The 23,057-nt window shown below is 72.1% G+C and carries 25 protein-coding genes; 19 read left to right on the forward strand and 6 right to left on the reverse strand.

The window, feature by feature from the left end; all coding sequences use genetic code 11:
- Nucleotides 1-89 precede the first annotated feature (89 nt).
- Both CP984_RS16470 and CP984_RS16475 read right to left on the reverse strand, forming a co-directional pair.
- A complete protein-coding gene (locus tag CP984_RS16470) occupies nucleotides 90-1,160 on the reverse strand; it encodes a LacI family DNA-binding transcriptional regulator (RefSeq protein ID WP_043979922.1) in 1,071 nt (356 codons plus the stop codon).
- A gap of 24 nt (nucleotides 1,161-1,184) precedes the next feature.
- The gene (locus CP984_RS16475; protein WP_030180052.1) at nucleotides 1,185-2,024 is read right to left on the reverse strand and encodes a response regulator transcription factor; all 840 of its coding nucleotides are present in this window, start codon (nucleotides 2,022-2,024) and stop codon (nucleotides 1,185-1,187) included.
- Between the two features lie 293 nt (nucleotides 2,025-2,317).
- On the opposite strand from CP984_RS16475, the gene CP984_RS16480 reads away from it, so the two are divergent.
- The gene (locus CP984_RS16480) at nucleotides 2,318-3,190 is read left to right on the forward strand and encodes an alpha/beta hydrolase (protein WP_030180055.1); all 873 of its coding nucleotides are present in this window, start codon (nucleotides 2,318-2,320) and stop codon (nucleotides 3,188-3,190) included.
- A gap of 82 nt (nucleotides 3,191-3,272) precedes the next feature.
- Here the strand turns inward: CP984_RS16480 and CP984_RS16485 are convergent, their stop codons facing one another.
- Together CP984_RS16485 and CP984_RS16490 are read right to left on the reverse strand one after the other, a co-directional pair.
- Nucleotides 3,273-5,174 carry an ABC transporter ATP-binding protein gene (locus CP984_RS16485; protein WP_100246749.1) on the reverse strand — a complete coding sequence of 634 codons (1,902 nt, stop codon included), beginning with the start codon at nucleotides 5,172-5,174 and terminating at the stop codon, nucleotides 3,273-3,275.
- Between the two features lie 59 nt (nucleotides 5,175-5,233).
- A complete protein-coding gene (locus CP984_RS16490) occupies nucleotides 5,234-6,967 on the reverse strand; it encodes an ABC transporter ATP-binding protein (RefSeq protein ID WP_030180060.1) in 1,734 nt (577 codons plus the stop codon).
- A 226-nt stretch (nucleotides 6,968-7,193) separates the two neighbouring features.
- On the opposite strand from CP984_RS16490, the gene CP984_RS16495 reads away from it, so the two are divergent.
- The 7 genes from CP984_RS16495 to CP984_RS16520 all read left to right on the forward strand — a co-directional run bounded on the left by CP984_RS16495 (nucleotide 7,194) and on the right by CP984_RS16520 (nucleotide 12,037).
- Nucleotides 7,194-7,457, forward strand: coding sequence for a MoaD/ThiS family protein (locus tag CP984_RS16495; RefSeq protein ID WP_208853437.1), 264 nt, complete (start codon nucleotides 7,194-7,196; stop codon nucleotides 7,455-7,457).
- An 8-nt stretch (nucleotides 7,458-7,465) separates the two neighbouring features.
- Complete coding sequence (locus CP984_RS16500) at nucleotides 7,466-9,040, forward strand: hypothetical protein (RefSeq protein ID WP_030180063.1); 1,575 nt, start codon at nucleotides 7,466-7,468, stop codon at nucleotides 9,038-9,040.
- 185 nt (nucleotides 9,041-9,225) lie between these two features.
- Nucleotides 9,226-9,936: an LmeA family phospholipid-binding protein gene (locus tag CP984_RS16505; protein ID WP_030180067.1), complete on the forward strand. Its 711-nt coding sequence runs from the start codon at nucleotides 9,226-9,228 to the stop codon at nucleotides 9,934-9,936.
- A 268-nt stretch (nucleotides 9,937-10,204) separates the two neighbouring features.
- The gene (locus CP984_RS43015; RefSeq protein WP_351860202.1) at nucleotides 10,205-10,312 is read left to right on the forward strand and encodes a putative leader peptide; all 108 of its coding nucleotides are present in this window, start codon (nucleotides 10,205-10,207) and stop codon (nucleotides 10,310-10,312) included.
- Between the two features lie 132 nt (nucleotides 10,313-10,444).
- Nucleotides 10,445-11,290 (forward strand): sulfurtransferase, encoded by an 846-nt coding sequence (locus CP984_RS16510; RefSeq protein WP_003983027.1) that lies wholly within the window; start codon nucleotides 10,445-10,447, stop codon nucleotides 11,288-11,290.
- Nucleotides 11,291-11,345: 55 nt separating this feature from the next.
- Nucleotides 11,346-11,633: a DUF1416 domain-containing protein gene (locus CP984_RS16515; protein WP_003983028.1), complete on the forward strand. Its 288-nt coding sequence runs from the start codon at nucleotides 11,346-11,348 to the stop codon at nucleotides 11,631-11,633.
- Between the two features lie 122 nt (nucleotides 11,634-11,755).
- Nucleotides 11,756-12,037, forward strand: a complete 282-nt coding sequence (locus tag CP984_RS16520) for a DUF3099 domain-containing protein (protein WP_003983029.1) — start codon at nucleotides 11,756-11,758, stop codon at nucleotides 12,035-12,037.
- A gap of 46 nt (nucleotides 12,038-12,083) precedes the next feature.
- Here CP984_RS16520 and CP984_RS16525 read toward each other — a convergent pair whose 3' ends face one another.
- Nucleotides 12,084-12,449, reverse strand: a complete 366-nt coding sequence (locus CP984_RS16525; RefSeq protein WP_003983030.1) for a DsrE family protein — start codon at nucleotides 12,447-12,449, stop codon at nucleotides 12,084-12,086.
- Nucleotides 12,450-12,709: 260 nt separating this feature from the next.
- Here CP984_RS16525 and CP984_RS16530 point away from each other — a divergent pair, with 260 nt between their 5' ends.
- The 6 genes from CP984_RS16530 (at nucleotide 12,710) to ygfZ (ending at nucleotide 18,068) form a co-directional block, all read left to right on the forward strand.
- A complete protein-coding gene (locus CP984_RS16530) occupies nucleotides 12,710-13,273 on the forward strand; it encodes an FABP family protein (protein WP_003983032.1) in 564 nt (187 codons plus the stop codon).
- Between the two features lie 240 nt (nucleotides 13,274-13,513).
- Entirely contained in the window at nucleotides 13,514-14,614 is a 1,101-nt protein-coding gene (locus CP984_RS16535) for a FecCD family ABC transporter permease (RefSeq protein WP_003983033.1), read from the forward strand.
- A 37-nt stretch (nucleotides 14,615-14,651) separates the two neighbouring features.
- Nucleotides 14,652-15,446, forward strand: coding sequence for an ABC transporter ATP-binding protein (locus CP984_RS16540; RefSeq protein ID WP_003983034.1), 795 nt, complete (start codon nucleotides 14,652-14,654; stop codon nucleotides 15,444-15,446).
- A gap of 8 nt (nucleotides 15,447-15,454) precedes the next feature.
- The gene (locus CP984_RS16545) at nucleotides 15,455-16,495 is read left to right on the forward strand and encodes an ABC transporter substrate-binding protein (protein ID WP_003983035.1); all 1,041 of its coding nucleotides are present in this window, start codon (nucleotides 15,455-15,457) and stop codon (nucleotides 16,493-16,495) included.
- A 55-nt stretch (nucleotides 16,496-16,550) separates the two neighbouring features.
- On the forward strand, nucleotides 16,551-17,033 hold the full coding sequence (locus CP984_RS16550) for a Fur family transcriptional regulator (protein ID WP_030180071.1): 483 nt from the start codon (nucleotides 16,551-16,553) through the stop codon (nucleotides 17,031-17,033).
- A 54-nt stretch (nucleotides 17,034-17,087) separates the two neighbouring features.
- Complete coding sequence (gene ygfZ, locus CP984_RS16555; protein ID WP_003983037.1) at nucleotides 17,088-18,068, forward strand: CAF17-like 4Fe-4S cluster assembly/insertion protein YgfZ; 981 nt, start codon at nucleotides 17,088-17,090, stop codon at nucleotides 18,066-18,068.
- Between the two features lie 40 nt (nucleotides 18,069-18,108).
- On the opposite strand, the gene dtd is transcribed toward ygfZ, so the two are convergent.
- Nucleotides 18,109-18,534, reverse strand: coding sequence for a D-aminoacyl-tRNA deacylase (gene dtd / locus CP984_RS16560; RefSeq protein ID WP_003983038.1), 426 nt, complete (start codon nucleotides 18,532-18,534; stop codon nucleotides 18,109-18,111).
- Between the two features lie 185 nt (nucleotides 18,535-18,719).
- Here dtd and CP984_RS16565 point away from each other — a divergent pair, with 185 nt between their 5' ends.
- From CP984_RS16565 to CP984_RS16585, 5 genes are all read left to right on the forward strand, one after another.
- On the forward strand, nucleotides 18,720-19,394 hold the full coding sequence (locus CP984_RS16565) for an RsiG family protein (protein WP_078587088.1): 675 nt from the start codon (nucleotides 18,720-18,722) through the stop codon (nucleotides 19,392-19,394).
- A 57-nt stretch (nucleotides 19,395-19,451) separates the two neighbouring features.
- Nucleotides 19,452-20,432, forward strand: coding sequence for an asparaginase (locus tag CP984_RS16570; protein ID WP_030180074.1), 981 nt, complete (start codon nucleotides 19,452-19,454; stop codon nucleotides 20,430-20,432).
- A 76-nt stretch (nucleotides 20,433-20,508) separates the two neighbouring features.
- Nucleotides 20,509-21,750: a GNAT family N-acetyltransferase gene (locus CP984_RS16575; protein WP_003983041.1), complete on the forward strand. Its 1,242-nt coding sequence runs from the start codon at nucleotides 20,509-20,511 to the stop codon at nucleotides 21,748-21,750.
- A gap of 118 nt (nucleotides 21,751-21,868) precedes the next feature.
- Nucleotides 21,869-22,300, forward strand: a complete 432-nt coding sequence (locus CP984_RS16580) for an ankyrin repeat domain-containing protein (protein ID WP_003983042.1) — start codon at nucleotides 21,869-21,871, stop codon at nucleotides 22,298-22,300.
- Between the two features lie 132 nt (nucleotides 22,301-22,432).
- Nucleotides 22,433-22,999: an NADPH-dependent FMN reductase gene (locus CP984_RS16585; protein ID WP_003983043.1), complete on the forward strand. Its 567-nt coding sequence runs from the start codon at nucleotides 22,433-22,435 to the stop codon at nucleotides 22,997-22,999.
- The last annotated feature ends 58 nt before the right edge of the window (nucleotides 23,000-23,057 follow it).

Below are 23,057 nucleotides of genomic sequence, written 5' to 3' on the forward strand. Positions count from 1 at the left end.
CCTGAGAGGCCCGACAGAAGTAGGTATGCCCGGTGTAAGGAAGATCAGCGGCGGGGAGTCGCCGACCCGGTCGGGGGCGGCCGCCCGGGTCAGGCGCGGGGCGACTGGTCGACGCTCGGCACCGAGCCGCCGGCCGCCGGGCCGCAGCCGCACGAGCCCCGGACCACCAGCCGCGCCGGGAACTGCCGCAGCCGCTCGCGCCGCGAGCCGACCACCCGCAGGCCGTCGTCCAGCACCAGGTCCACCGCGGCCCGCGCCATCGCCACCCGGTCCGAGGCGACCGTGGTCAGCGGCGGGTCGGTCAGCGCGGCTTCCTTGACGTCGTCGAACCCGGCCACGGCCAGTTCGCCCGGTACGTCGATGCGCAGCTCGCGGGCGGCCCGCAGGACGCCGATCGCCTGGTCGTCGGTGGCGCACATGATGGCCGGCGGCCGGTCCGGTCCGGAGAGCAGGCCCAGGGCGACCCGGTAGGCGTCGTAGCGGTTGTACGGCGCCTGGAAATACCGGCCTTCGAGGGACTTTCCGGACTCCGACATCGCCCGGCGCCAGCCCTCCAGGTGGTCGGTGACCGGGTCGCCGGACTTCGGCGTCTCTTCCGTGCCGCCGAGGAAGGCGACGTAAGGGTGGCCGTGCTCCAGCAGGTGCCGGGTCGCCAGTTGCGCGCCGCCGACGTCGTCCGTCATCACGGCCACGTCGTCGATCGCGTCAGGTCGCCGGTGCAGCAGGACCACCCGGGCGTCCCAGGCGTCGATCTCGGCGGCGGCGTGCTCGCTGGGCCCCTGGCTGATCAGGATCAGGCCCGCCACGCGCATCCCCAAGAAAGCACGCAAATAGTGCACTTCGCGCTCGTCCAGGTAGTCGGCGTTGCCGACCAGGACCATCTTCCCGCGCTCGGCGGCAGCCTGCTCGACGGCGTGCGCCATCTCCGCGAAGAACGGCTGCCGGGTGTCCGGCACGATCAGTCCTATGAGGTCCGTGCGCCGGGACGCCATCGCCTGGGCCACCCGGTCCGGGCGGTACCCCAGCTCCTTGATCGCGGCGAGCACCCGCTCGCGCGTGGCCGGGGCGACCGGCCTCGGTCCGTTGTTGATGACGTAACTCACCACGGCGGTCGAGGTACCCGCCAGTTTTGCCACATCATCCCGCGTCACCTTGGCCACGCGCGGCAGTCTACGCGGGTGGTTCTACCGCTCGGCAGGCCGAGCGGCAGCGGCTTCTCTCCCGGCACCGGCGCGCGAGGGCGCCGTGCGGCGCGCGCCCGCGCCCGCGCCGTCCTCCGAGCCGTCGCCGTTCGCCGCGGCCCGGCCGCCGCGCTTGTCCTGCGGCTCCCGGTCCTCCGCCGCGCGCTCGGGCTTCTCCGGGGTCACGAAGCGGTACCCGACGTTGCGCACGGTGCCGATCAGCGACTCGTGCTCCGGGCCGAGCTTCGCGCGAAGGCGCCGTACGTGGACGTCGACGGTGCGCGTACCGCCGAAGTAGTCGTAACCCCAGACCTCTTGCAGCAGCTGGGCGCGGGTGAAGACCCGGCCCGGGTGCTGCGCCAGGTACTTCAGCAGCTCGAACTCCTTGAAGGTCAGGTCCAGGACCCGGCCCTTGAGCTTGGCGCTGTAGGTCGCCTCGTCCACCGACAGATCGCCGTTGCGGATCTCCATCGGGCAGTCGTCGGCGGTGATCTGCTGGCGGCCCATGGCCAGCCGCAGCCGGGCCTCGACCTCGGCCGGGCCCGCGGTGTCCAGCAGGACGTCGTCGATGCCCCAGTCCGCGGTGACGGCCGCCAGACCGCCCTCGGTCACCACCAGCACCAGCGGGCAGCCGGGCCCGGTGGAGCGCAGCAGCTGGCACAGCGACCGTACGTGCGGCAGGTCACGCCGCCCGTCGATCAGTATGACGTCGGCCCCGGGGGTGTCCACCAGGGCCGGCCCCTCGGCGGGGGCGACCCGCACGCTGTGGAGCAGCAGGCCGAGCGCGGGCAGCACCTCCGTCGAGGGCTGGAGGGCGTTGGTCAGGAGCAGCAGCGAGCTCATCGCCGATCACCCGCCCGGGCCCCGGCCGGCCGTTTACTGCCCTTTGTGTCCTGCACGCTTCGCTCGCCCATTACGTCTGGTTCCTCCTCGGTCCCTGCGAACGGGGCCCCTCCCATGGCGTTCTCCGGCGGCCATGGGGGCGTCTGCGGCACTGCTTCCTACGGGCGGGCTCCGCTGCCGCCCGAGGGCCCTGCGGAGCGCCGGTGCTCATCGGCGCGTGAACGCGTTTCAAAGCACAAAAGGACCCGGGGGCAACGCTGCCCGGATCCTTCTTGCCCAGCAGAATAGCCCACATGACTTCCGGACCCGAGGCGGATTTTGCGCGATCTTGTGTTCCGTCGATCACTTCGAGTGGCCGGCGCACGTCGCTGTTGACGGAGGACGGGGTCCGCATCGAGGCCCTGTACACGCCTCCGCGCGCCCCCGCGGGCGCCCCCTCGGACGTCCTCGCCGTGGTTCTCGCGCACGGCTTCACCGGGGCGCTGGAGCGGCCCGCGCTGCGCCGCGCGGCCGGGGTCTTCGCCCAGGATGCGGCCGTGATCACATTTTCCTTCCGGGGGCACGGGCGGTCCGGCGGGCGGTCCACGGTCGGCGACCGCGAGGTGCTGGACCTGGCCGCGGCGGTGGGCTGGGCGCGGGCCCTGGGCCACCGGCGCGTCGCGACCGTGGGTTTCTCCATGGGCGGCTCGGTCGTCCTGCGGCACGCCGCGCTGTTCGGAGGGGCGCGCGGGGGGCGCACGGATGCGCGGACCGACATGGTGGTGTCGGTGAGTGCTCCCGCGCGGTGGTTCTACCGGGGTACGGCGCCGATGCGCAGGCTGCACTGGGTGGTGACGCGGCCCACGGGCCGCCTGGTGTCACGCCTGGGGCTGAAGACGCGCATCCATCCGGAGGACTGGGACCCCGTACCGCTCTCCCCCGTCGCCGCCGTCCCGCGCATCTCCCCCACCCCGCTGCTGATCGTGCACGGCGATCAGGACCCGTACTTCCCGTTGGACCATCCGAGGATGCTGGCCGCTGCCGCCGACCCGGACACCGCCGAGCTGTGGCTGGAGCGCGGCTTCGGCCACGCGGAGAACGCGGCGCCCGAGGCGCTGCTCGGCCGTATCGCGGCGTGGACGGCGGAGCGGGCAGCGGAGCGAGCGGCGGAACCGGACGGAGACTGACGGCGGCCCGTACCGCTTACTGGTACGGGCCGCCGCCTGTGTCGCCGGATATCCGGCGACAGACCGTGTTGCCGGAATCCGGTTACTCGGCCTCCGCCACCGGCTCCGCGAACTGCGCCGCGTACAGCCGCGCGTAGGCACCGTCCGCCGCGAGCAGCTCGTCGTGGGTGCCCTGCTCCACGATCGCGCCGGACTCCATGACCAGGATCAGGTCCGCGTCGCGGATCGTGGAGAGCCGGTGCGCGATCACGAAGCTGGTGCGGCCGGTGCGCAGCTGCGCCATGGCGTGCTGGATGAGGACCTCGGTACGGGTGTCGACCGAGCTGGTGGCCTCGTCCAGGACCAGGATCGCGGGCTCGGCGAGGAAGGCGCGGGCGATGGTGATCAGCTGCTTCTCGCCCACCGAGACATTGGCGCCCTCGTCGTCGATGACGGTGTCGTAGCCCTCCGGGAGGGTGCGCACGAAGCGGTCCACATGGGTGGCCTTCGCCGCCTCGATGATCTTGTCCATCGAGGTGCCCTCGGGAGCCCCGTAGGCGATGTTCTCGGCGATGGTGCCGCCGAAGAGCCAGGTGTCCTGGAGCACCATGCCGATGTTGGCGCGCAGCTCCTCGCGGCTCATCGCCTGGATGTCCACGCCGTCCAGGGTGATCCGGCCGCCGCGCACCTCGTAGAACCGCATGAGCAGGTTGACCAGCGTGGTCTTGCCCGCACCGGTCGGGCCGACGATCGCGACGGTCTGGCCCGGGTGGACGGCCAGCGACAGATCGTCGATCAGCGGCTTGTCGTCCTCGTAGCGGAAGGAGACGTCCTCGAAGACGACATGGCCGCTGATGTGCTCCGGGCGCTCGGGCGCGGCGGCGTCCGGCTCCTGCTCGGCGGCGTCCAGCAGCTCGAAGACCCGCTCCGCCGAGGCGACGCCGGACTGCACCAGGTTCGCCATCGAGGCGACCTGGGTGAGCGGCTGGCTGAACTGCCGGGAGTACTGGATGAACGCCTGTACGTCGCCGATGGACAGCGCGCCGGAGGCGACGCGCAGGCCGCCGACCACCGCCACCAGGACGTAGTTCAGGTTCCCGATGAACATCATCGCGGGCTGGATGATCCCGGAGATGAACTGCGCCCTGAAGCCCGCCTCGTACAGGTCCTCGTTCTCCTTGCGGAACAGCTCGGCGGACTCCTTCTGGCGGCCGAAGACCTTGACCAGGGAGTGGCCGGTGTACATCTCCTCGATGTGGGCGTTCAGCTTGCCGGTGGTCTTCCACTGCTGGACGAACTGGGGCTGCGCCCGCTTGCCGACCTTGGTGGCGACGACGACCGACACCGGGACGGTGACCAGCGCGACCAGGGCCAGCAGCGGCGAGATCCAGAACATCATCGCCAGCACGCCGACGATGGTCAGCAGCGAGGTGAGGATCTGGCTCAGGGTCTGCTGGAGCGTCTGCTGGATGTTGTCGATGTCGTTGGTCGCGCGGGAGAGCACCTCGCCGCGCGGCTGCTTGTCGAAGTAGCGCAGCGGCAGCCGCGCCAGCTTCTCCTCGACCTGCTCGCGCAGCCGGAAGACGGTGCGCTGCACGACGAAGGTGGCGATCCGGGCCTGCACGAAGCCGAAGGCGGACGCGCCCACGTAGATCAGGAAGACCCACATCAGCACGGTGCCGACGGCGCCGAAGTCGATGCCCTGGCCGGGTACGACCGGCATCGTGCCGAGCATGTCGGCCAGCCCGTTGTCGCCCTGGTCGCGCAGATGGGCGACGGCCTGGTCCTTGCTGATGCCGGCCGGCAGCTGCCGGCCGACGATGCCCGCCACGATCAGGTCGGTGGCGTGGCCGAGGACCTTGGGGCCCAGTACGGACAGCGCGACGCCCAGCAGGCCGAGCACCACCGCCACCCACATGACGGCGCGCTCGGGCCGCATCTGCCGCAGCAGCCGCAGGCCGGAGCCGCGGAAATCCATGACCTTCTCGGTGGGCTGGCCGCCCATCATGCGCGCGGGACCGGCGGCCGGCGCGGGCCCGCGCCGCTGTGGCGCCTCCTGGCTACTCACGCGGCCTCCTGCTCGGTGAGCTGGGAGAGGACGATCTCCCGGTACGTCTCGTTGTCCGCCATCAGTTCGGTGTGGGTGCCGGTGCCGACGACCCGACCCTCGTCCAGGACGACGATGCGGTCGGCGCCGCGGATCGTGGACACCCGCTGGGCGACGATCACGACGGTGGCGCGGTCCGTCTCGCGGGCCAGCGCGGCCCGCAGCGCCGCGTCGGTCGCGTAGTCCAGGGCCGAGAAGGAGTCGTCGAACAGGTAGATCTCCGGCCTGCGCACCAGCGCCCGCGCTATGGCCAGGCGCTGCCGCTGCCCGCCGGAGACGTTGCCGCCGCCCTGGGCTATCGGCGCGTCAAGGCCGCCTTCCATGCGCTCGACGAAGTCGCGGGCCTGCGCGGTCTCCAGCGCGTGCCACAGCTCCTCGTCGGTGGCGTCCGGGTTGCCGTAGCGCAGGTTCGTGGCGACGGTCCCCGAGAAGAGGTACGGCTTCTGGGGGACGAGGCCGATGACGGAGGCCAGCGTCTCCGGAGCGAGGGTGCGTACGTCCACGCCGTCCACCAGCACCTGGCCGCCCGTCGCGTCGAACAACCGGGGCACCAGGCCCAGCAGGGTGGACTTGCCGCTGCCGGTGGAGCCGATGACGGCGGTGGTCTCGCCCGGCCGGGCGAGCAGCGAGATGTCCTTGAGGACCGGCTCCTCGGCGCCCGGGAAGCGGAACTCGACGCCGCGCAGTTCCAGTTCGCCGTGCCGTCGCAGCTCGGTGACCGGGGCCTTCGGCGGGGTGACGCTGGTGTCGGTGCCCAGCACCTCCTGGATGCGCTCGGCGCAGACCTCGGCGCGCGGCAGCATCATCACCATGAACGTCGCCATCATGATCGACATGAAGATGTACATCAGGTAGCTGAGGAAGGCGGTCAGCGCGCCGATCTGCATGCCGCCGCTGTCTATCCGGTGCCCGCCGAACCAGACCACGGCCACGCTGGAGACGTTCACGATCAGCATGACCAGCGGGAACATCAGCGACATCAGCCGGCCGGCGCGCAGCGAGACGTCGTACAGGTCGTGGTTGGCGCTCTTGAAGCGCTCGCGCTCGTAGCCGTCGCGGACGAATGCCCGGATGACCCGTATGCCGGTGATCTGCTCGCGCAGCACCCGGTTGACGGTGTCGATGCGCTCCTGCACGCCGCGGAACAGCGGGCGCATCCGGCGCACGATCAGCGACACCAGGACCGCCAGGACCGGCACGATGACCAGGATGAGGCCGGACAGCGGCACGTCCTGGTTGAGCGCCATCACCACGCCGCCGACGCACATGATGGGCGCCGCGACCATCATCGTGAACGTCATCAGGACCAGCATCTGGACCTGCTGCACGTCGTTGGTGGTACGGGTGATCAGGGACGGCGCGCCGAACCGGCCCACCTCACGGGCGGAGAAGGACTGCACCCGGTCGAAGACCGCGGCGCGGATGTCCCGGCCCAGCGCCATGGCCGTACGGGCGCCGAAGTACACCGCCCCTATGGAGCAGCAGATCTGGAGCAGCGTCACGGCGATCATGACGCCGCCGAGGCCGAGGATGTAGCCCATGTCCCCCTTGATGACGCCGTCGTCGATGATGTCGGCGTTGAGGGTGGGCAGGTAGAGGGTGGCCAGCGTCTGGATGAGCTGGAGCAGCACGATCAGGGATATGGGGCGCATATGGGGTCGCAGATGCGCCCGCGCCAATCGGACCAACACCTTTCGAGCCTAAGCGAGTGGTGACCACCGGCAATCGAATTTTCCGGCGCCACCCGAACGGACCAGCAGGCTTTGCCAGAACTTGTCCGGACACCCGCCACGGTCAACCGGAACGGGAGCCGTCGCGGCGTACGCCATCATGGAGGCACCCTGAACGACGCAACGACGTGACGACAAGAACAACGACGAGCACGCCGAACACGACGAACACGACGAAGAGGCCGCCGTGACAACAACTGGCACCGTGCGCTACTGGGCCGCGGCGAAGGCCGCCGCCGGCACCGCCGAGGAGCCGTACGCGGCGGCGACGCTCGCCGAGGCACTGGCCGCGGCGCGCGAGCGGCACGCCGCGAACCCGGAGTTCGCCCGCGTCCTGCTGCGCTGTTCGTTCCTGGTGGACGGGGACCCGGTCGGCAGCCGCGATCACGCGGCCGTCCGGCTGGCCGAGGGCGGCACCGTCGAGGTCCTGCCGCCGTTCGCGGGAGGATGAGCGAGAGCATGAGCGAGAACCAGTCGCCGAATCCGTACGGGCCCTACGGCCCGTACGAGCCGCACGACCAGCAGCCGCACGACCAGCGGCAGCCGCAGCAGCCCGCGCCGGACCCGCAGGCTCCGTACGGGGCCCCTGGGACGTACGAGAACGGCGGTGCGTACGGGCAGCAGGCACCGCAGTCGTACGGCGGTCACGACGGCACCTACGGCCAGGCGCCGCAGCAGCCGTACGGCCAGCAGCACGGGCAGCAGGCATACGGGCAGCAGCCGCAGCAGCCGTACGGCCACCAGGCATACGGAACCCCGCCGTACGGCCGGCAGCAGCACCAACAGCACCCCCCGCAACAGGCTTACGACGCGTACGGGCAGCCGCAGCAGACGGCCTGGCCCGCGGCGGCCGGTCAACAACAGCAGACCGGTCAGTACGGACAGCCGGGTCAGGGCGGGCAGTCCGGCCAGTACCCCACCGGCCACGACGGCCGGGCGGGCTACGGCCAGGCCCCGGCCCAGGGCGCTTCGTACGGGCAGGACGCCTATGCCACGGGCGGCGGCCACGAAGACCCGCAGACCCAGATCTGGACGGCGCCGACCTGGGACACCAGCGCCCAGCTGCCCGTCCTGGGCGCGGCGGACGCGGGCAGCGACCCGTCGGCCGCGGAAACCGCGTACCTGCCGAAGCAGAGCCCCGCGCCGGCCGCCGCGCGGAGCCCGCAGCCGCAGCCCCGCCCCCAGACCCCGCCGCAGACCGGCGCGCGGCCGGGGCAGCACCGGGGCGCCGCGGAGCATGAGCGGCCGTCGGACGGGCCCGCGCCCGACCTGTCGCGGCTCGCGCCCAACCAGCGGGCCCGTGCCGAGGGCCGGTCGCCGATCATTGCGCCGGGCCTCCAGCCCGCGGCCGTCACCGCCGCGCTGGCCCTGCTCCTGGCGCTCGCCGCGCCGCTGCCCCGGGTGGCCCTGATGGTGCCGGTGGTGCTGCTCCAGGCCGTCACCGCGGCCGGCTGGTTCCGCCTGAACGGCATGTGGCCGGCCCGGCAGGGCATCGCGCTCGCCTTCCTGGCGGGCGTGACCACCGACATCGCGCTGCTGGCCACCGAACGCGAGCAGGCGCCCCTGGTCGCCATGGGCACGCTGGGCGTCTGGTGCCTGTTCGTGCTGATCCTCCAGCTGCGCAACCGCAGCAGCGCCGACGAGCGGATGTACGCGCTGACCGCGGGCCTCACCTCGACCGCCCTCACGGTGCTGGCCGCCGGCCAGCTGGCGGCCGCGGCGAGCGCGGTGACGGTGGGCTGCGTCGCGGTGGCCGTGGCCACCCTCGCCCGCGCGCTGCCGCTGCCCCCGGTCCCCTCGCTCGCCGTCGCCCTGCTCGGCGGCGCGGGCGCGGGCATCGCGGCCGGCCAGCTGAACGGCCTGGGCGCGGCCGGTGCCCTGCTCGGCCTGGTCGCCGCCGGCTGCGCCCTGATCGGCCTCCGCGTGGCCAGCTACGACTACCCCTCCCGCTTCGTCCACCTGACCGCGGGCGTGGCCCTGCCGCTGACGCTGGCGGCGCCGGCGGTGTACGTGCTGGGGCGGGCGCTGGCCTGACGTCGCTGATCACAGGCGGGTCCGGGGTTCGCTCCGGGCCCGCTTTCCCGTACCGGGAGCGGTGTCCCGGGCCGCGGAAAAACACCGGCTCCTACGAGCCGGTTAGGCTCGCGGGAACAGACCGGGGGTCTGACCCGGTACGAAACCGGGCCGAAATCGGCCCCACGCCTGGGGGTAAGGGTTCGATGCGCGCACTACGAGTGCTGTTGGTGATCGTCGTGATACTCGGCGGCCTGTTCGTGGCCGCCGACCGGGTGGCCGTGAACATCGCCGAGGACAAGGCCGCCGACAAGATCCGCAGCAGCCAGGGGCTGGACCGTACGCCGGAGGTCTCGATCACCGGCTTCCCGTTCCTGACGCAGGTCGCGAGCCGCAGCCTGGACGAGGTGGACGCCACCATCGACGGGCTGAACGCCACCGCCGAGGGGCACACGCTGCGCATCCAGCAGCTCTCGGCGAAGTTCCACGACGTGAAGCTGACCAGCGACTACACCTCGATCGAGAGCGCCGCGAGCGCGTCCGGCGAGGCCCGTATCTCGTACGCGGACCTGACCACCGCGTCCGGCAGGAACGTCAAGGTGAGCTACGGCGGCGAGAAGAACGGCAAGAGCCAGGTGAAGATCTCGCCGAATCTGCCGAACCTGCCGATGCTGAACGCGCTGGAGGTCACCGGCACGGTGAGCGTCGTGAACGGCGACACCGTACGGCTGCGCGCCGACTCGCTGCCGGCCCTGTGCTCGCAGCTGTCCGCCTGCCGCGACCAGGTCCGCGCGCAGACCGACCACGAGTGGAAGCTGAACCGGCTGCCCGGCGGCCTGAAGCTGGACAAGGTCGTCTCGACGCGCGACGGCATCTCGATCTCGGCGAGCGGCACGAACGTCAAGCTCCAGGGCTGACCCCGTACGCGGCGCCGGCCGGGGCACCCCCCACCCCCGGCCGGACCGGTAACGGCAACGGCAACGGTACGAAACACCGCGAATCACCCGGCCGTCCGCGCACTGAGACACCCCGTCCCGTACATCAGACCCGCACCGCCGCGCGGGCCGCGCCCGGACGCCCCGCACCCCTCCCCCCGTCACACCGCGTACCGCCATACGGACGACCGCGTCTCAACATCCGACACACCGGTGACACGTCAAGCCGTCCCTCCCTACGATCGGTCGCATGCAGAGCTCTCTGAGCGGTTCCCGTCACCGGGGACAGGCGAATCTCACGAAGCGGCGGGCAGTCGATCTGTGCCGCGTCGCCGCCATGCTCTGTCGCACTGCCTGACGGGCGGCCTCTCCCCCCGTACACGCCCGGCCCCCTGAGGCCACCCCTGCCATTTCCCACGCAGCGCCGCGCCCCCCGCCGCAGCGCGCACCGGCGTACGCGTGCCCCGCAACTGCCCCGGAGGAGAACAACATGAGCCGTAGCGACGTCCTGGTGGACGCCGACTGGGTCGAGGCCCACATCGACGACCCGAAGGTGGTCATCGTCGAGGTCGACGAGGACACCTCGGCCTACGACAAGAACCACATCAAGAACGCCGTCCGCATCGACTGGCAGAAGGACCTCCAGGACCCGGTGCGCCGCGACTTCGTCGACCAGGCGGGCTTCGAGAAGCTGCTCTCCGCGAAGGGCATCGCCAACGACGACACCGTCGTCCTCTACGGCGGCAACAACAACTGGTTCGCCGCGTACGCGTACTGGTACTTCAAGCTGTACGGCCATGACAGCGTCAAGCTGCTCGACGGCGGCCGCAAGAAGTGGGAGCTGGACTCCCGCGACCTGGTCGACGGCTCGCAGGTGCCGAACCGCCCGCAGACCGACTACAAGGCCAAGGCCCAGGACACCTCCATCCGCGCCTTCCGGGACGACGTCGTCGCCGCGATCGGCAAGCTGAACCTGGTCGACGTGCGCTCCCCCGACGAGTTCAGCGGCAAGCTGCTCGCCCCCGCGCACCTGCCGCAGGAGCAGTCGCAGCGCCCCGGCCACGTGCCCAGCGCCCGCAACATCCCGTGGTCGAAGAACGCCAACGACGACGGCACCTTCAAGTCGGACGACGAGCTCAAGGCCCTCTACGAGGCCGAGAACGTGGACCTGGCCAAGGACACCATCGCCTACTGCCGGATCGGCGAGCGCTCCGCGCTCACCTGGTTCGTCCTGCACGAGCTGCTCGGCCAGTCCAACGTCAAGAACTACGACGGTTCGTGGACCGAGTACGGCTCGCTGGTCGGCGTGCCGATCGAGCTGGGCGCCGCGAAGTAGGCGCACCGCCGCAGTACCGCCCCCGTACCCCTCAACCCTCCAAGGAAGTACCGACATGTGTGGAGCACAGGCCGGCGGCCCGGACGCCTCGACGATCAAGCCGGGCGAGACCACCATCCAGGGCAGCGTGACCCGCGACGGCCAGCCCGTCACCGGTTACGTGCGCCTGCTGGACAGCACCGGCGAGTTCACCGCGGAGGTCCCCACCTCGGCGACCGGGCAGTTCCGCTTCTACGCGGCCGAGGGCACCTGGACGCTGCGCGCGCTGGTGCCGGGCGCGACCGCCGACCGCACCGTGGTCGCCCGGCAGGGCGGTCTCGCGGAGGTCGCGATCGCCGTCTGAGGACGGCACCCATACGTACACGCGTACGGCCGGAGGGCCGCACCCCAGGGGTTTGGACGCCTTGGCTGGGGGTGCGGCCCTCCGCGCTTCCCAGGCACCCCCGCCGGACCTACGGTGGAAACATGTCCGCGCACCAGCGTCCGCCCGCGCAGCGCCGGCACCGCCGGTACTTCGCCCTGATGGGCGTGTGCATCACCTTGTTCGTGCTGGCGTGGGGCGTGGTGCGGCTGTGGTCCGTCCCGGCGGCCGTGGCGATGTGTGTGGTCGCCATGGTCATCCCGCCGTTCGCGGCGATCACCGGCAACCGGCGGGAGCCGGGTGAGCGCTGGTGGGACGAGTCCGGCGACCCGGAGTCCGACCGGTGGTGGCGCGAGCTCGACGATCACGGCCACGGGCGCCGCTGAGCCGTGTACGCCCGGCCGGCCCGCCTCCTGGCCGTACGCGCCCGCCTCAGTACACCAGCGCCTGCACGCCGTCCGGCATGACCTCGCTGACGAAGACCTGCGCCCCGGCGATGCGGGCGCCCTCGATCAGGTCCTTCTCCTCGATGTCCCGGCGCGCCGCGCACTGCGTGCACACGGTGATCGTGCCGCCGCCCGCCGTGATCGACTCGATCAGGTCGGGGAGCGGGGCCGCGTGCGGCAGCTCGAACTCCGCCGCGCGCCCCGGCAGCGCGAACCACGCCGACTCCCCGGTCAGCCACAGCGAGACCTGCACCCCGCTCGCCACGGCCACCGCCGCCACGGTGAACGCCTGTGAGCACCGCTCGGGAGCGTCCGCCCCCGCCGTCACCTTGATCACCAGCTTCTTCGCCATGCGGCCACTCTAGGGCGCGCGGCGGACCTCACAGCGCCGCCCCCGGCCACGCCGACTAGACTCGCTCCCGGTCCGTAACACCTCACTGACGTCCGAGGAGCGCGCTCGTGCTTGAGGCAGTCTTCACCACCCTGCTCGTCCTGGTCGCCGTCGGCGTCGTCGCCTTCGCCGGGCTGACCTGGAAGAAGCTGTACCAGGGCCAGCGCTGACCCCCCGCCGGACAGAGCCAGAACCTCCCCCAATACAGATCGCCTGAGCTGATGATCGAGATCCCGTCCGACCTGAACCCGGCCCTCGTGCCCCTCGCCTTCCTGCTGGGCAACTGGGAGGGCGCGGGCGTCGCCGACTTCCCCGGTACCGAGAAGTGCAACTTCGGCCAGGAGGTCACCTTCACCCACGACGGCCGTGACTTCCTGGAATACACCTCGCACACCTGGGTGCTCGACGGCGAGGGCAAGAAGGTCGCTCCGCTGGAGACCGAGTCCGGCTACTGGCGCATCGACAAGGACCGCAAGGTCGAGATCGTGATGATCCGCGACGGTGGGGTCGCGGAGGTCTGGTACGGCGAGCTGGCCGACCAGAAGCCGCAGATCGACCTGGCCACCGACGCCGTCGCGCGCACCGCCGCCTCCGGCCCGTACAGCGGCGGCAAGCGCCTGTACGGCTACGTGAACAGCGACCTGATGTGGGTTGGCGAGAAGGCCACCCCCGAGGTGCCGCTGCGCCCGTACATGTCCGCGCACCTGAAGAAGGTCGTCGACCCGCGCGAGTGGGCCAAGGACATCAAGGACCTGCCGGACGACGGCATCGCGTTCTTCAAGTAGACAGCTTCTTCAAAAAGACAGCACACCGTCACACAGCGCCCCGCGGGGGAAGTCCGGTGAGAGTCCGGCGCTGACCCGCAACGGTAAGCGGAAGCCTGCTTCCGCAAGCCCGATCGCCCGCGGGGGCGCCCGTTCCTGACAACTCGCCGTGGACTGCGAGGGGACTCCGCCGCCGGCCTCGCGCCACGCGCCGTCGCCCTTACCGTACGGAAGCGGCCCGAGCCGAAGGCGTACGTCCCCTTGGCCGCCTCCGCCCGTACCGCCGCTCCCCCGGAGCCCACCACCGGCCCGCGCCGTACCGCCGCCCCGGTGCGTACCGTGCCGCTGGCCGCCGGGCTGGTCCTGGCGCTGCTCGTCTCGCTGCTGTGCGGCGTCGGCCTCGGCGCCTCCGGCGTCGGCTGGGCCGATGTGCTGCGCTACCTCGGCGCGGGGCTGACCGGCGGCACCATCGCCCCGGACGAGGTCTCCGCGTACACCATCGTGTGGGAGCTGCGCTTCCCGCGCGCCGTGCTGGCCGCCGTGGTCGGCGCCGGGCTCTCCGCCATCGGTGTCGCCGTGCAGGCCCTGGTGCGCAACGCGCTCGCCGACCCGTTCGTGCTCGGCATCTCCTCCGGCGCCGCGGTCGGCGCCAACGCCGTCCTGCTCTTCGGCTCGCTCAGCGCGCTCGGCGTCTGGGCGCTGTCCACCGCCGCGTTCGGCTCGGCGCTGCTGGCCATGGTGCTGGTGTACGCGGCGGCCCGCAGCGCGCACGGTCTGACCCCGCTGCGCCTGGTCCTGACCGGCTCCGCGATGTACTACGGCTTCTCCGCCGTCTCCACGCTGATGATCTTCGCTCACGACCACGGCGAGGCGGCGCGCTCCGCGATGATGTGGCTGCTCGGCAGCCTCAGCGGCGCGGGCTGGGGCTCGGTACCGGTCGCCGCCGCCGCGGTGGCCGGCGCGCTGCTGTACCTGACGCTCTCCGCGGGCCGCCTGAACGCGCTCGCCATGGGCGACGAGTCGGCCGCCGCGCTCGGCGTGGACCCGGGGCGGCTGCGCCGGGAGCTGTTCGCGGTCACGGCGGCCGTCACCGGCGCGGTCGTCGCGGTCAGCGGGGCGATCGGGTTCGTCGGGCTGATGGTGCCGCATGTGACGCGGATGCTGGTGGGCGCCGGGCACCGCCGGGTGCTGGCGGTGGCGCCGCTGCTGGGCGCGGTGCTGCTGGTGTGGGTGGACATCCTGTCCCGGGTGCTGCTGGCGCCCGTGGAGCTGCCGGTCGGGGTGATCACGGCCGTCATCGGGGTGCCGTGCTTCGTCCTGCTGATGCGGCGGCGCGGCTACGCGTTCGGGGGCAGCGCGTGATGCGGGGATACGGCACATCGTTCGGAGGCGAGGTCTGATGCGGCTCGACATCGACGCGGTGTCCGTGGACGTGGCCGGGGCCCGGCTCGTGCACGACATCACCCTGCACGCCGGCAGCGGCCGGGTCGTCGGGCTGGTCGGGCCCAACGGCAGCGGCAAGTCCACGCTGCTGCGCTGCGCTTACCGCGCGCTGCGCCCCGCCGCCGGGGCGATACGGCTGGACGGCGCCGACCTGCACGCCATGGACGTACGCGAGGGAGCCCGCCAACTGGCAGCGCTGCCACAGGAGTCGGCGACCGAATTCGGCTTCACGGCGGCCGAGGTGGTCGCGATGGGGCGGCTGCCGCACCAGCGCGGATCGGGGCGGCCCAGCGCCGCGGACCTGCGGGTGTGCGAGCGCGCGCTGGACCGTACCGGCGCAGCGCACCTGGCCGAGCGGGCCTTCCTGAGCCTGTCCGGCGGCGAGAAGCAGCGCGTCCTGATCGCCCGCGCGCTGGCCCAGGAACCGAAGGTGCTCGTACTGGACGAGCCGACCAACCACCTCGACATCGCGCAGCAGTTGGAGCTGCTGACGCTGGTGCGGGACAGCGGGCTGACGGTGCTGACCGCGCTGCACGACCTCAATCTGGCGGCCGGGCACTGCGACGAGCTGTACGTCATCTCCGGCGGCCGGATCGTCGCCTCCGGCGCGCCGCACGACGTACTGGCGCCGGAGCTGCTCGCCGAGGTGTTCGGGGTGCGCGCGCACCGCGTACCGCACCCCGAGACCGGCGCCGTCCAGCTGCTGTTCGACCGCCTGCCCGGCCGTACCGGCGCACCGACCACCCCATGAGGACCTTCATGCGCACCCGCCACCGCACCGCCGCCCTGCTCACCGCCCTCGCGCTCGCCGCGCTCACCGGCTGCGGCGCGCACGTCGCCGAGGACGGGAAGGGAGACTCCGCCAAGGCGTCCGCGTCCGGGCACTACCCGGTCACCATCGAGAACTGCGGGACGAAGACGACCTACGACAAGGCGCCGCGCCGGGTGGTCACCAACGACGTCGGAATCGCGGACATCATGTTCGCGCTCGGGCTGGAGGACCACATGGCCGGGTACGTCATGCCGGAGTACCGGGGCCGGATCGACGCCGTCGCCTGGAAGGACGCGTACGGCAAGGTGCCCTGGCTGGCCAAGAAGGCGATCACCAAGGAGATCGCCCTGGACGCCAGGGCCGACCTGGTCTTCGCCGGCTGGAACTACGGCTTCGGCGAGGACAGCGACGTCACCCCCGCCTCCCTGAAGAAGCTCGGCATCGGCAGCTATGTGCTGACCGAGTCGTGCCGCAACGGGACCGACGGCGGCAAGGGCACGGCGCGCGGCGTGATGCCGCCGCTGGACGCGCTCTACACCGACCTGAGGACGCTGGGGAAGATCTTCGACGTCGAGGACCGGGCGGACGCGCTGATCGTCAAGTACCGCAAGCAGGTCGCCGACGCGCAGGCCAAGGCGCCCGAGGACGGCGCGCGGCCGACCGTCTTCCTGTACGACGGCGGCCAGGAAAAGCCGATGACCTCCGGCCGCTTCGCCGGGCCGCACGACATCATCACCAAGGCCGGCGGCGACCATGTGATGAAGGACCTGAAGGACTCCTGGACCACGGTGGGCTGGGAGACGGTGGTCGAGCAGAATCCCGACGTGATCGTCATCAACGATTACGGCACACCGACCGCCGAACAGAAGAAGTCATTCCTCAAGTCCTACGCGCCCCTGAAGAACGTATCCGCGATCAAGAACGATCGCATTTTCGTCATGGATTACGCCGACCTGGTGGAGAGCCCCCGCAATCCCGCGGCCGTCACCGCGCTCGCCGGATACCTGCGGGGCGTGCGCGGCCACTGACCGAACACGGCCGCCGGACGAACGCGCCCGCCGGACGCCCTCCTACACTGGGAGCGTGGTGAGCACCGACTGGCAGAGCGACCTCCGCAAGCGCGGGTACCGGCTGACCCCGCAGCGCCAGCTCGTGCTGGAGGCGGTGGACAAACTCGAACACGCCACCCCCGACGACATCCTCACCGAGGTGCGCAGAACGGCGGGCGGCGTGAACATCTCCACCGTCTACCGGACGCTGGAGCTGCTGGAGGAGCTGAAGCTGGTCAGCCACGCCCACCTCGGGCACGGCGCGCCCACGTACCACCTCGCCGACCGGCACCACCACATCCACCTGGTGTGCCGGGACTGCACGGAAGTGATCGAGGCCGATCTGTCGGTGGCCGAGCCGTTCACGGCGACGCTTCGGGAAACGTTCGGCTTCGACACGGATCTGAAGCACTTCGCGATCTTCGGGTGCTGTGCGGCGTGTACGCAGAAGAGCGCGGCCGCGGCACCCGACGACGGGCCGGGGGCCGCGGGCGGCGCCTCCGGGGCCGGGTCGTAGCCGGGCGTACCCGCCCGGGGCAGGGCACCGGCGCACCGGTCGTAGGCTGGGGGTATGCCGCGCCAACGTGAAGCCAGTCCGCTGCTGTCGCTGCCCGGTGCCGTCCCGGCCGAGGCCCCCGACGAAGGTGTCGCCGCCCACTACGGCGACCTGTTCCGCGAGCAACGCGCCCTCGCGGACGGCCGTGGCTTCGTGGACCTCTCGCACCGCGGTGTGATCACCGTCAGCGGCCCCGAGCGGCTGAGCTGGCTGCACCTTTTGCTGACCCAGCACGTCACCGAGCTGCCGCCCGGCCACGCCACCGAGGCGCTGATCCTCTCCGCCAACGGGCACATCGAGCACGCCCTCTACCTCGTCGACGACGGGGAGACGACCTGGCTGCACACCGAGCCGGGCGACGAGGAGCCGCTGCTCGCCTACCTGGAGAGCATGAAGTTCTTCTACCGGGTCGAGATCGCCGACCGTACACCGGAGTACGCGGTCGTCCACCTCCCGGCCGGCTCCATCGCCGAGGCCCCGAAGGACGCCGTCGTACGGGAGACCGCGCACGGCCGGGACCTGTTCCTGCCGCGCGGCGAGCTGGAGCCCTTCGCGGCGGCCAACGGTCCCGCCGCCGGCACCCTGGCCCTGGAGGCGCTGCGCGTCGAGGCGCACCGGCCGCGCCTGGGCCTGGAGACCGACCACCGCACCATCCCGCACGAGCTGGGCTGGATCGGCACCGCCGTCCACCTCCAGAAGGGCTGCTACCGCGGCCAGGAGACGGTGGCCCGCGTCCACAACCTGGGGAAGCCGCCGCGCCGCCTGGTCTTCCTGCACCTGGACGGCAGCGAGGTGCACCTGCCGCCGCACGGCGCCCCCGTACGCCTCGCCGCCGACGGCCCCGAAGGCCGCCAGCTCGGCTTCATCACCACCTCGGCCCGCCACCACGAGCTGGGCCCCATCGCGCTGGCCCTGGTCAAGCGCAACGTCCCCGTGGACGCGCCGCTCCTCGCGGAGAGCACCGCGGCGGCGCAGGAGGTCGTGGTCGAGCCGTAGGAGCCTGTGTACGGCGCCCGCCGGACCGGCGGGCGCCCGCTCACACCTCCAGCAGCACCGTGAACGGGCCGTCGTTCGTCAGCGAGACCTTCATGTCCGCGCCGAAGCGGCCCGTGGCGACCTCCGCGCCCAGATCGCGCAGCTGAGTGACGACCTCGTCCACGAGGGGTTCGGCCACCGGACCGGGGGCCGCAGCGTTCCAGGTGGGCCGACGGCCCTTGCGGGCGTCACCGTAGAGAGTGAACTGGCTGACCACCAGCAGGCCCGCACCCGTGTCCGAGCAGGACTTCTCGCCGTCCAGAATCCGCACCGACCACAGCTTGCGGGCGAGCTGCGCCGCCTTCGCCGGAGTGTCGTCGTGCGTGACCCCGACCAGCACGCACAGCCCTTCTCCGACGATCTCCCCGACCGTCTCGCCGCCCACCTCGACGCGTGCGCCGTCGACCCTCTGTACCACTGCTCGCATACCGCCCATGATGCACCGGGCCCCGCGGGCCCCCGACAGCCGTACCGGGCCGGGGCCGTTCGGGTGCCATGGCCATGGCTGGCCCTGCGGGGGCCCCGCCCGCAGTGGCACGATGCGTGCACGCGGTGCGTTCCACGGACAACCCGCCCGTGCGACCGCACCGGACGAGGGGACGGAAACGACTCATGAGCACTGCCGGTTCCGGGAACACACCCGGTCCCGTACCGACCGCCCGTACGGCGCCGCCCGCGGCCCGTACGACCACGACGGCCCAGGCGGGCCCAGGGCCCGCCCGCACGGAGGACGGTCCCATGGTCCAGGCAGGCACGGCCGCGGCGCCGCACCGCGCCCCACTGCAACGCGACCGCTTCCGCCCGGTGTCCCGGCCCGACCTGAACGGACTGACCCTGCCCGACCTGCGGGTGGTGCGGCGCGAGGCGCAGCGGGAGGAGGCCGATCTGAGCTATGTACGGCGGCTGCTCCAGGGCCGGATCGACATCCTGCGCGCCGAGAGCACCCGCCGCACGGCCCCCCACTCACCCCTGCTGGACCGCCTCCCGGAGATCCTGACCGACGGGCCGTCCCGGCACCGCTCCTCGGCCCGCCATGTGACGCTGGGCATGCCGCACAGCGAGGAGTACCGCCAGCTGGCGGAGCAGCTGGCCGGCGAGGTGGAGCTGTCGGACCTCACCGCCCGTACGGACCAGGAGCTGCACGACGCGATGTGCCGCCTGGTCCGCTACGAGCAGCAGGTCTCCCGGCGCCGCCAGTCCCTCCAGCGGACCGCCGACGATTGCAGTGCGGAGATCGCGCGCAGGTACCGTGAAGGCGAAGCACAAGTAGACGACCTGCTCTCCTGACCCCGCGGCCACAGGTTCCGGGAGGAGCGCGGGCCACCTCCCGGAAGGCCGCCGCCGATGAGTACTGCCCCCGTTACCGAAGGGTCCGCCCCGTCCGGTATATCCCCCGTCCTCGCCGAGGTCGTGCGTTCGGGCTTCGTCGAGGGCAGGCACCGCGGATCGCTCGTGGTCCTGGCGGCGGACGGCAGCGTGCAGACCGCCCTCGGTGATGTCACCTCCCCGGTCTTCCCCCGTTCCGCCAACAAGCCGATGCAGGCGGCGGCCATCCTGCGGGCGGGCCTGGACCTGTCCGGCGAGCGGCTGGCGCTGGCCGCCGCGAGCCATTCGGGCGAGGGCTTCCACCTCGACCTGGTGCAGAAGATGCTCAGCGAGCACGGCCTGTCCACGGACCAGCTGCGCACCCCGCCGGACCTGCCGCTGGACCCCGCGGAGGCGGAGACCTACCTGGCGTCCGGGCGGGTGCGCGAGTCGCTGACGATGAACTGCTCCGGCAAGCACGCCGCGATGCTGGCGGCCTGCGCCGCCAACGGCTGGCCGCTGGAGTCGTACCTCCACCTGGAGCACCCGCTCCAGCAGCTGGTGCTGGACGCGGTGCGCTCGGCGAGCGGCGAGCCCGTCGAGCACATCGGTACGGACGGCTGCGGCGCCCCGCTGATGGCGATCTCGCTGACCGGCCTGGCCCGCTCCTTCCGGCACTTCGTGCTGGCCGGCGAGGGCACGCCGGAGCGCCGGGTGGCCGACGCGATGCGCGCCCACCCGGAGTACGTGGCCGGCACCCGCCGCCCCGACACCTGGCTGATGCAGGCGGTGCCCGGCGTGCTGTCCAAGATGGGCGCGGAGGCCGTACAGGCGGTGGCGCTGCCGGACGGGCGCGCGCTGGCGTTCAAGGTCGACGACGGGGCGACCCGTACCCTCGGGCCGATACTCGCCCGCGTCCTCGGGGAGATGGGCGTCGAGTCGCCGGTACTGGCGCGCATCGGGGAGGCGCCGCTACTGGGCGGGGCCGAGCGCGTCGGGGAGATCCGCGCGGCGTTCTGAGGCACCGGGTGCCCGCGGGCACCCGCCGCACGAAATTGCCGCGACGGCGGTACAGGGCCGTGGCTACCGTACGCGCATGGACATCGAGGTGCGTACGGTCGGCGACGACGACCTGCCCGAATGGATGCGGGCCATGGAGGTGGGCTTCCTGCGGGCGCCCGAGATCTCCGAGGAGCGGATCGAGTACCGCCGCGCCCGCTACGACCCGGCCCGTTCGCAGGGCGCGTACGACAACGGCCGCTGTGTCGCCACGTTCCGCAGTTTCGCGCAAGAACTGACCGTCGTCGGCGGGGCTCCGGTGCCCGCCGACGCCGTCTCGAACGTGACGGTCTCCCCCACCCACCGCCGCCGCGGCCTGCTCAGCCGGATGATGGCGAACGACCTGCGGGCCGCCAAGGAGCGGGGGGAAGCCCTCGCCACACTGATCGCAGCGGAGTTCCCGATCTACGGGCGGTACGGCTTCGGCCCGGCCACCTGGACCACCGAGTGGCACATCGACGTCGCGCGCGCCGGGCTGGACCCGCGCCACGCGGGCCCGAACTGCGGCGGCCGGATCGACTTCGCCGACGCAGCCGGGATCCTTGAGGCGGGACCCGCTCTCCACGACCGGTTCCGGGCCCGGCAGCCCGGCGCGATCGACCTCTCCCACGACTGGTGGCGCGAGCTCACCGGCGCGAACCCGCGCCCGCACAACCCCGCCAAGGACCGCTTCCACGCCCTCTACCGCAACGCGTCCGGCGAGGTCGAGGGCCTGGTCTCGTACCGGGCGGACGACACGTGGGAGCACAAGCTGCCGCAGAACACGGTCACCGTCGACCGCCTGACCGCGCTCACCCCGGCTGCCGAGCGGGCCCTGTGGCGGTTCCTGTGCTCGATCGACTGGGTCATGCACATCAAGTCCGGCTACCGCGGCCCCGACGACCTCCTGCCGTACCACCTCGGCGACCCGCGCGCGGCGCGGATCGAACAGCACGCCGACTACCTGTGGATACGGCCGCTGGACGTTCCCCACCTGCTGGAGGCCCGTACCTACCCCGCCGAAGGCTCCCTCGTCCTGGACATCCGGGACAAGGCGGGCCTGGCCGACGGCCGCTACCTCCTGGAAGCCACCCCGCAGGGCGCCACCTGCACCCGCACGGACCGGCCCGCCGAACTCACCCTCGACGTGGCCGACTTCGCGGCGCTCTACCTCGGCGACGAGTCCGCGGTACGCCTGCACGCCCTGGGCCGCGTCACCGAAGAACGCCCGGGTGCCCTGGCCACCTCCGACCTCCTGCTGCACACCGCCCGCCGCCCCTGGTGCCCGGACATCTTCTGACCGGCGCCGCGCGCCGGGGGCCCGGCGGTGGTGTGCTGCATAAGGTGGCGGAAACAGGTAACGGCCCAGGCGGAAGTTGCAGGACACCGCCCACCACCGGAGCAGGAGGACGGCGACCATGAGTGACGCGAACACGGAGCCGCAGGGTCCCGACACGACCGAGCACGCCCACGACCCCGAGGTACTACAGCTCGCGGCCAAGGTCTTCGACCTGGCCCGGCACGGCGACACCAGCACCCTCGCCGCCTACGTCGACGCCGGGGTCCCCGCCACCCTCACCAACGACAAGGGCGACTCCCTGGTGATGCTCGCCGCCTACCACGGCCACGCCGACACCGTGGCCGCCCTCCTGGAACGCGGCGCCGACCCCGACCGCCCCAACGACCGCGGCCAGACCCCCCTGGCCGGCGCCGTCTTCAAGGGCGAGGACGCGGTCGTACGCCTCCTGGTGGCCCACGGCGCCGACCCGGCCGCGGGGACGCCGTCGGCGGTGGACACGGCGCGGATGTTCCAGAAGGGGGAGTTGCTGGGGTTGTTCGGGGCGGAGTGAGGGCGGGGGGCGGAGGCGGCGGAGCGGCGTGACCCCAAGGCCACACCTTGACATCAACTTTGGTTGAGGTTTTAGCGTCTGGTCCTGGAGCCGACCGCCGGCTCCGTTCCGCCGTCTTCAGGAGGACCTGCCATGCCCGAGCGCCCCTTCACCCTGGCCGTCATCGTCGGCAGCACCCGGGAGGGCCGGTTCGCGCCCGTGGTGGCGAACTGGTTCGCCGCGCATGCCGGGCGGCGTGACGACGTCGTGGTGGACGTCATCGATCTGGACGAGGTCCGGCCGTACGAACTGCGGGCGGGCAGCGAGGAGATGGAGACGTACGCCAAGCGCGTCGGCGCGGCGGACGCGTTCGTCGTGATCACGCCCGAGTACAACCACTCCTTCCCCGCCCCGCTCAAGCACGCCATCGACCTGCTGCACCAGCAGTGGCAGGCCAAGCCGGTCGGGTTCGTGTCGTACGGCGGGGTGTCCGGGGGACTGCGCGCCGTCGAGCAACTGCGGCTGGTGTTCGCCGAGTTGCATGCCACCACGGTGCGCGAGACGGTCAGCTTCCCGATGGCCGGGAACCTCTTCGACGAGGGCGGGCAGCTGCGCGACCCCCAGGACGCGGACCGGGCCGCCGTCGTGCTGCTCGACCAGCTGGCCTGGTGGGCGCAGGCGCTGCGGGAGGCGCGCGAGGCGCGGCCGTACGGGAGCTGAGGCCGCGTGTCCGGCGGGCGGGCCGGGCCCGCCCTCCCCGCGTTTGCCGTCGGCTTAC

Origin of the sequence: Streptomyces rimosus (assembly GCF_008704655.1) — a bacterium.
GTDB lineage: Bacteria > Actinomycetota > Actinomycetes > Streptomycetales > Streptomycetaceae > Streptomyces > Streptomyces rimosus.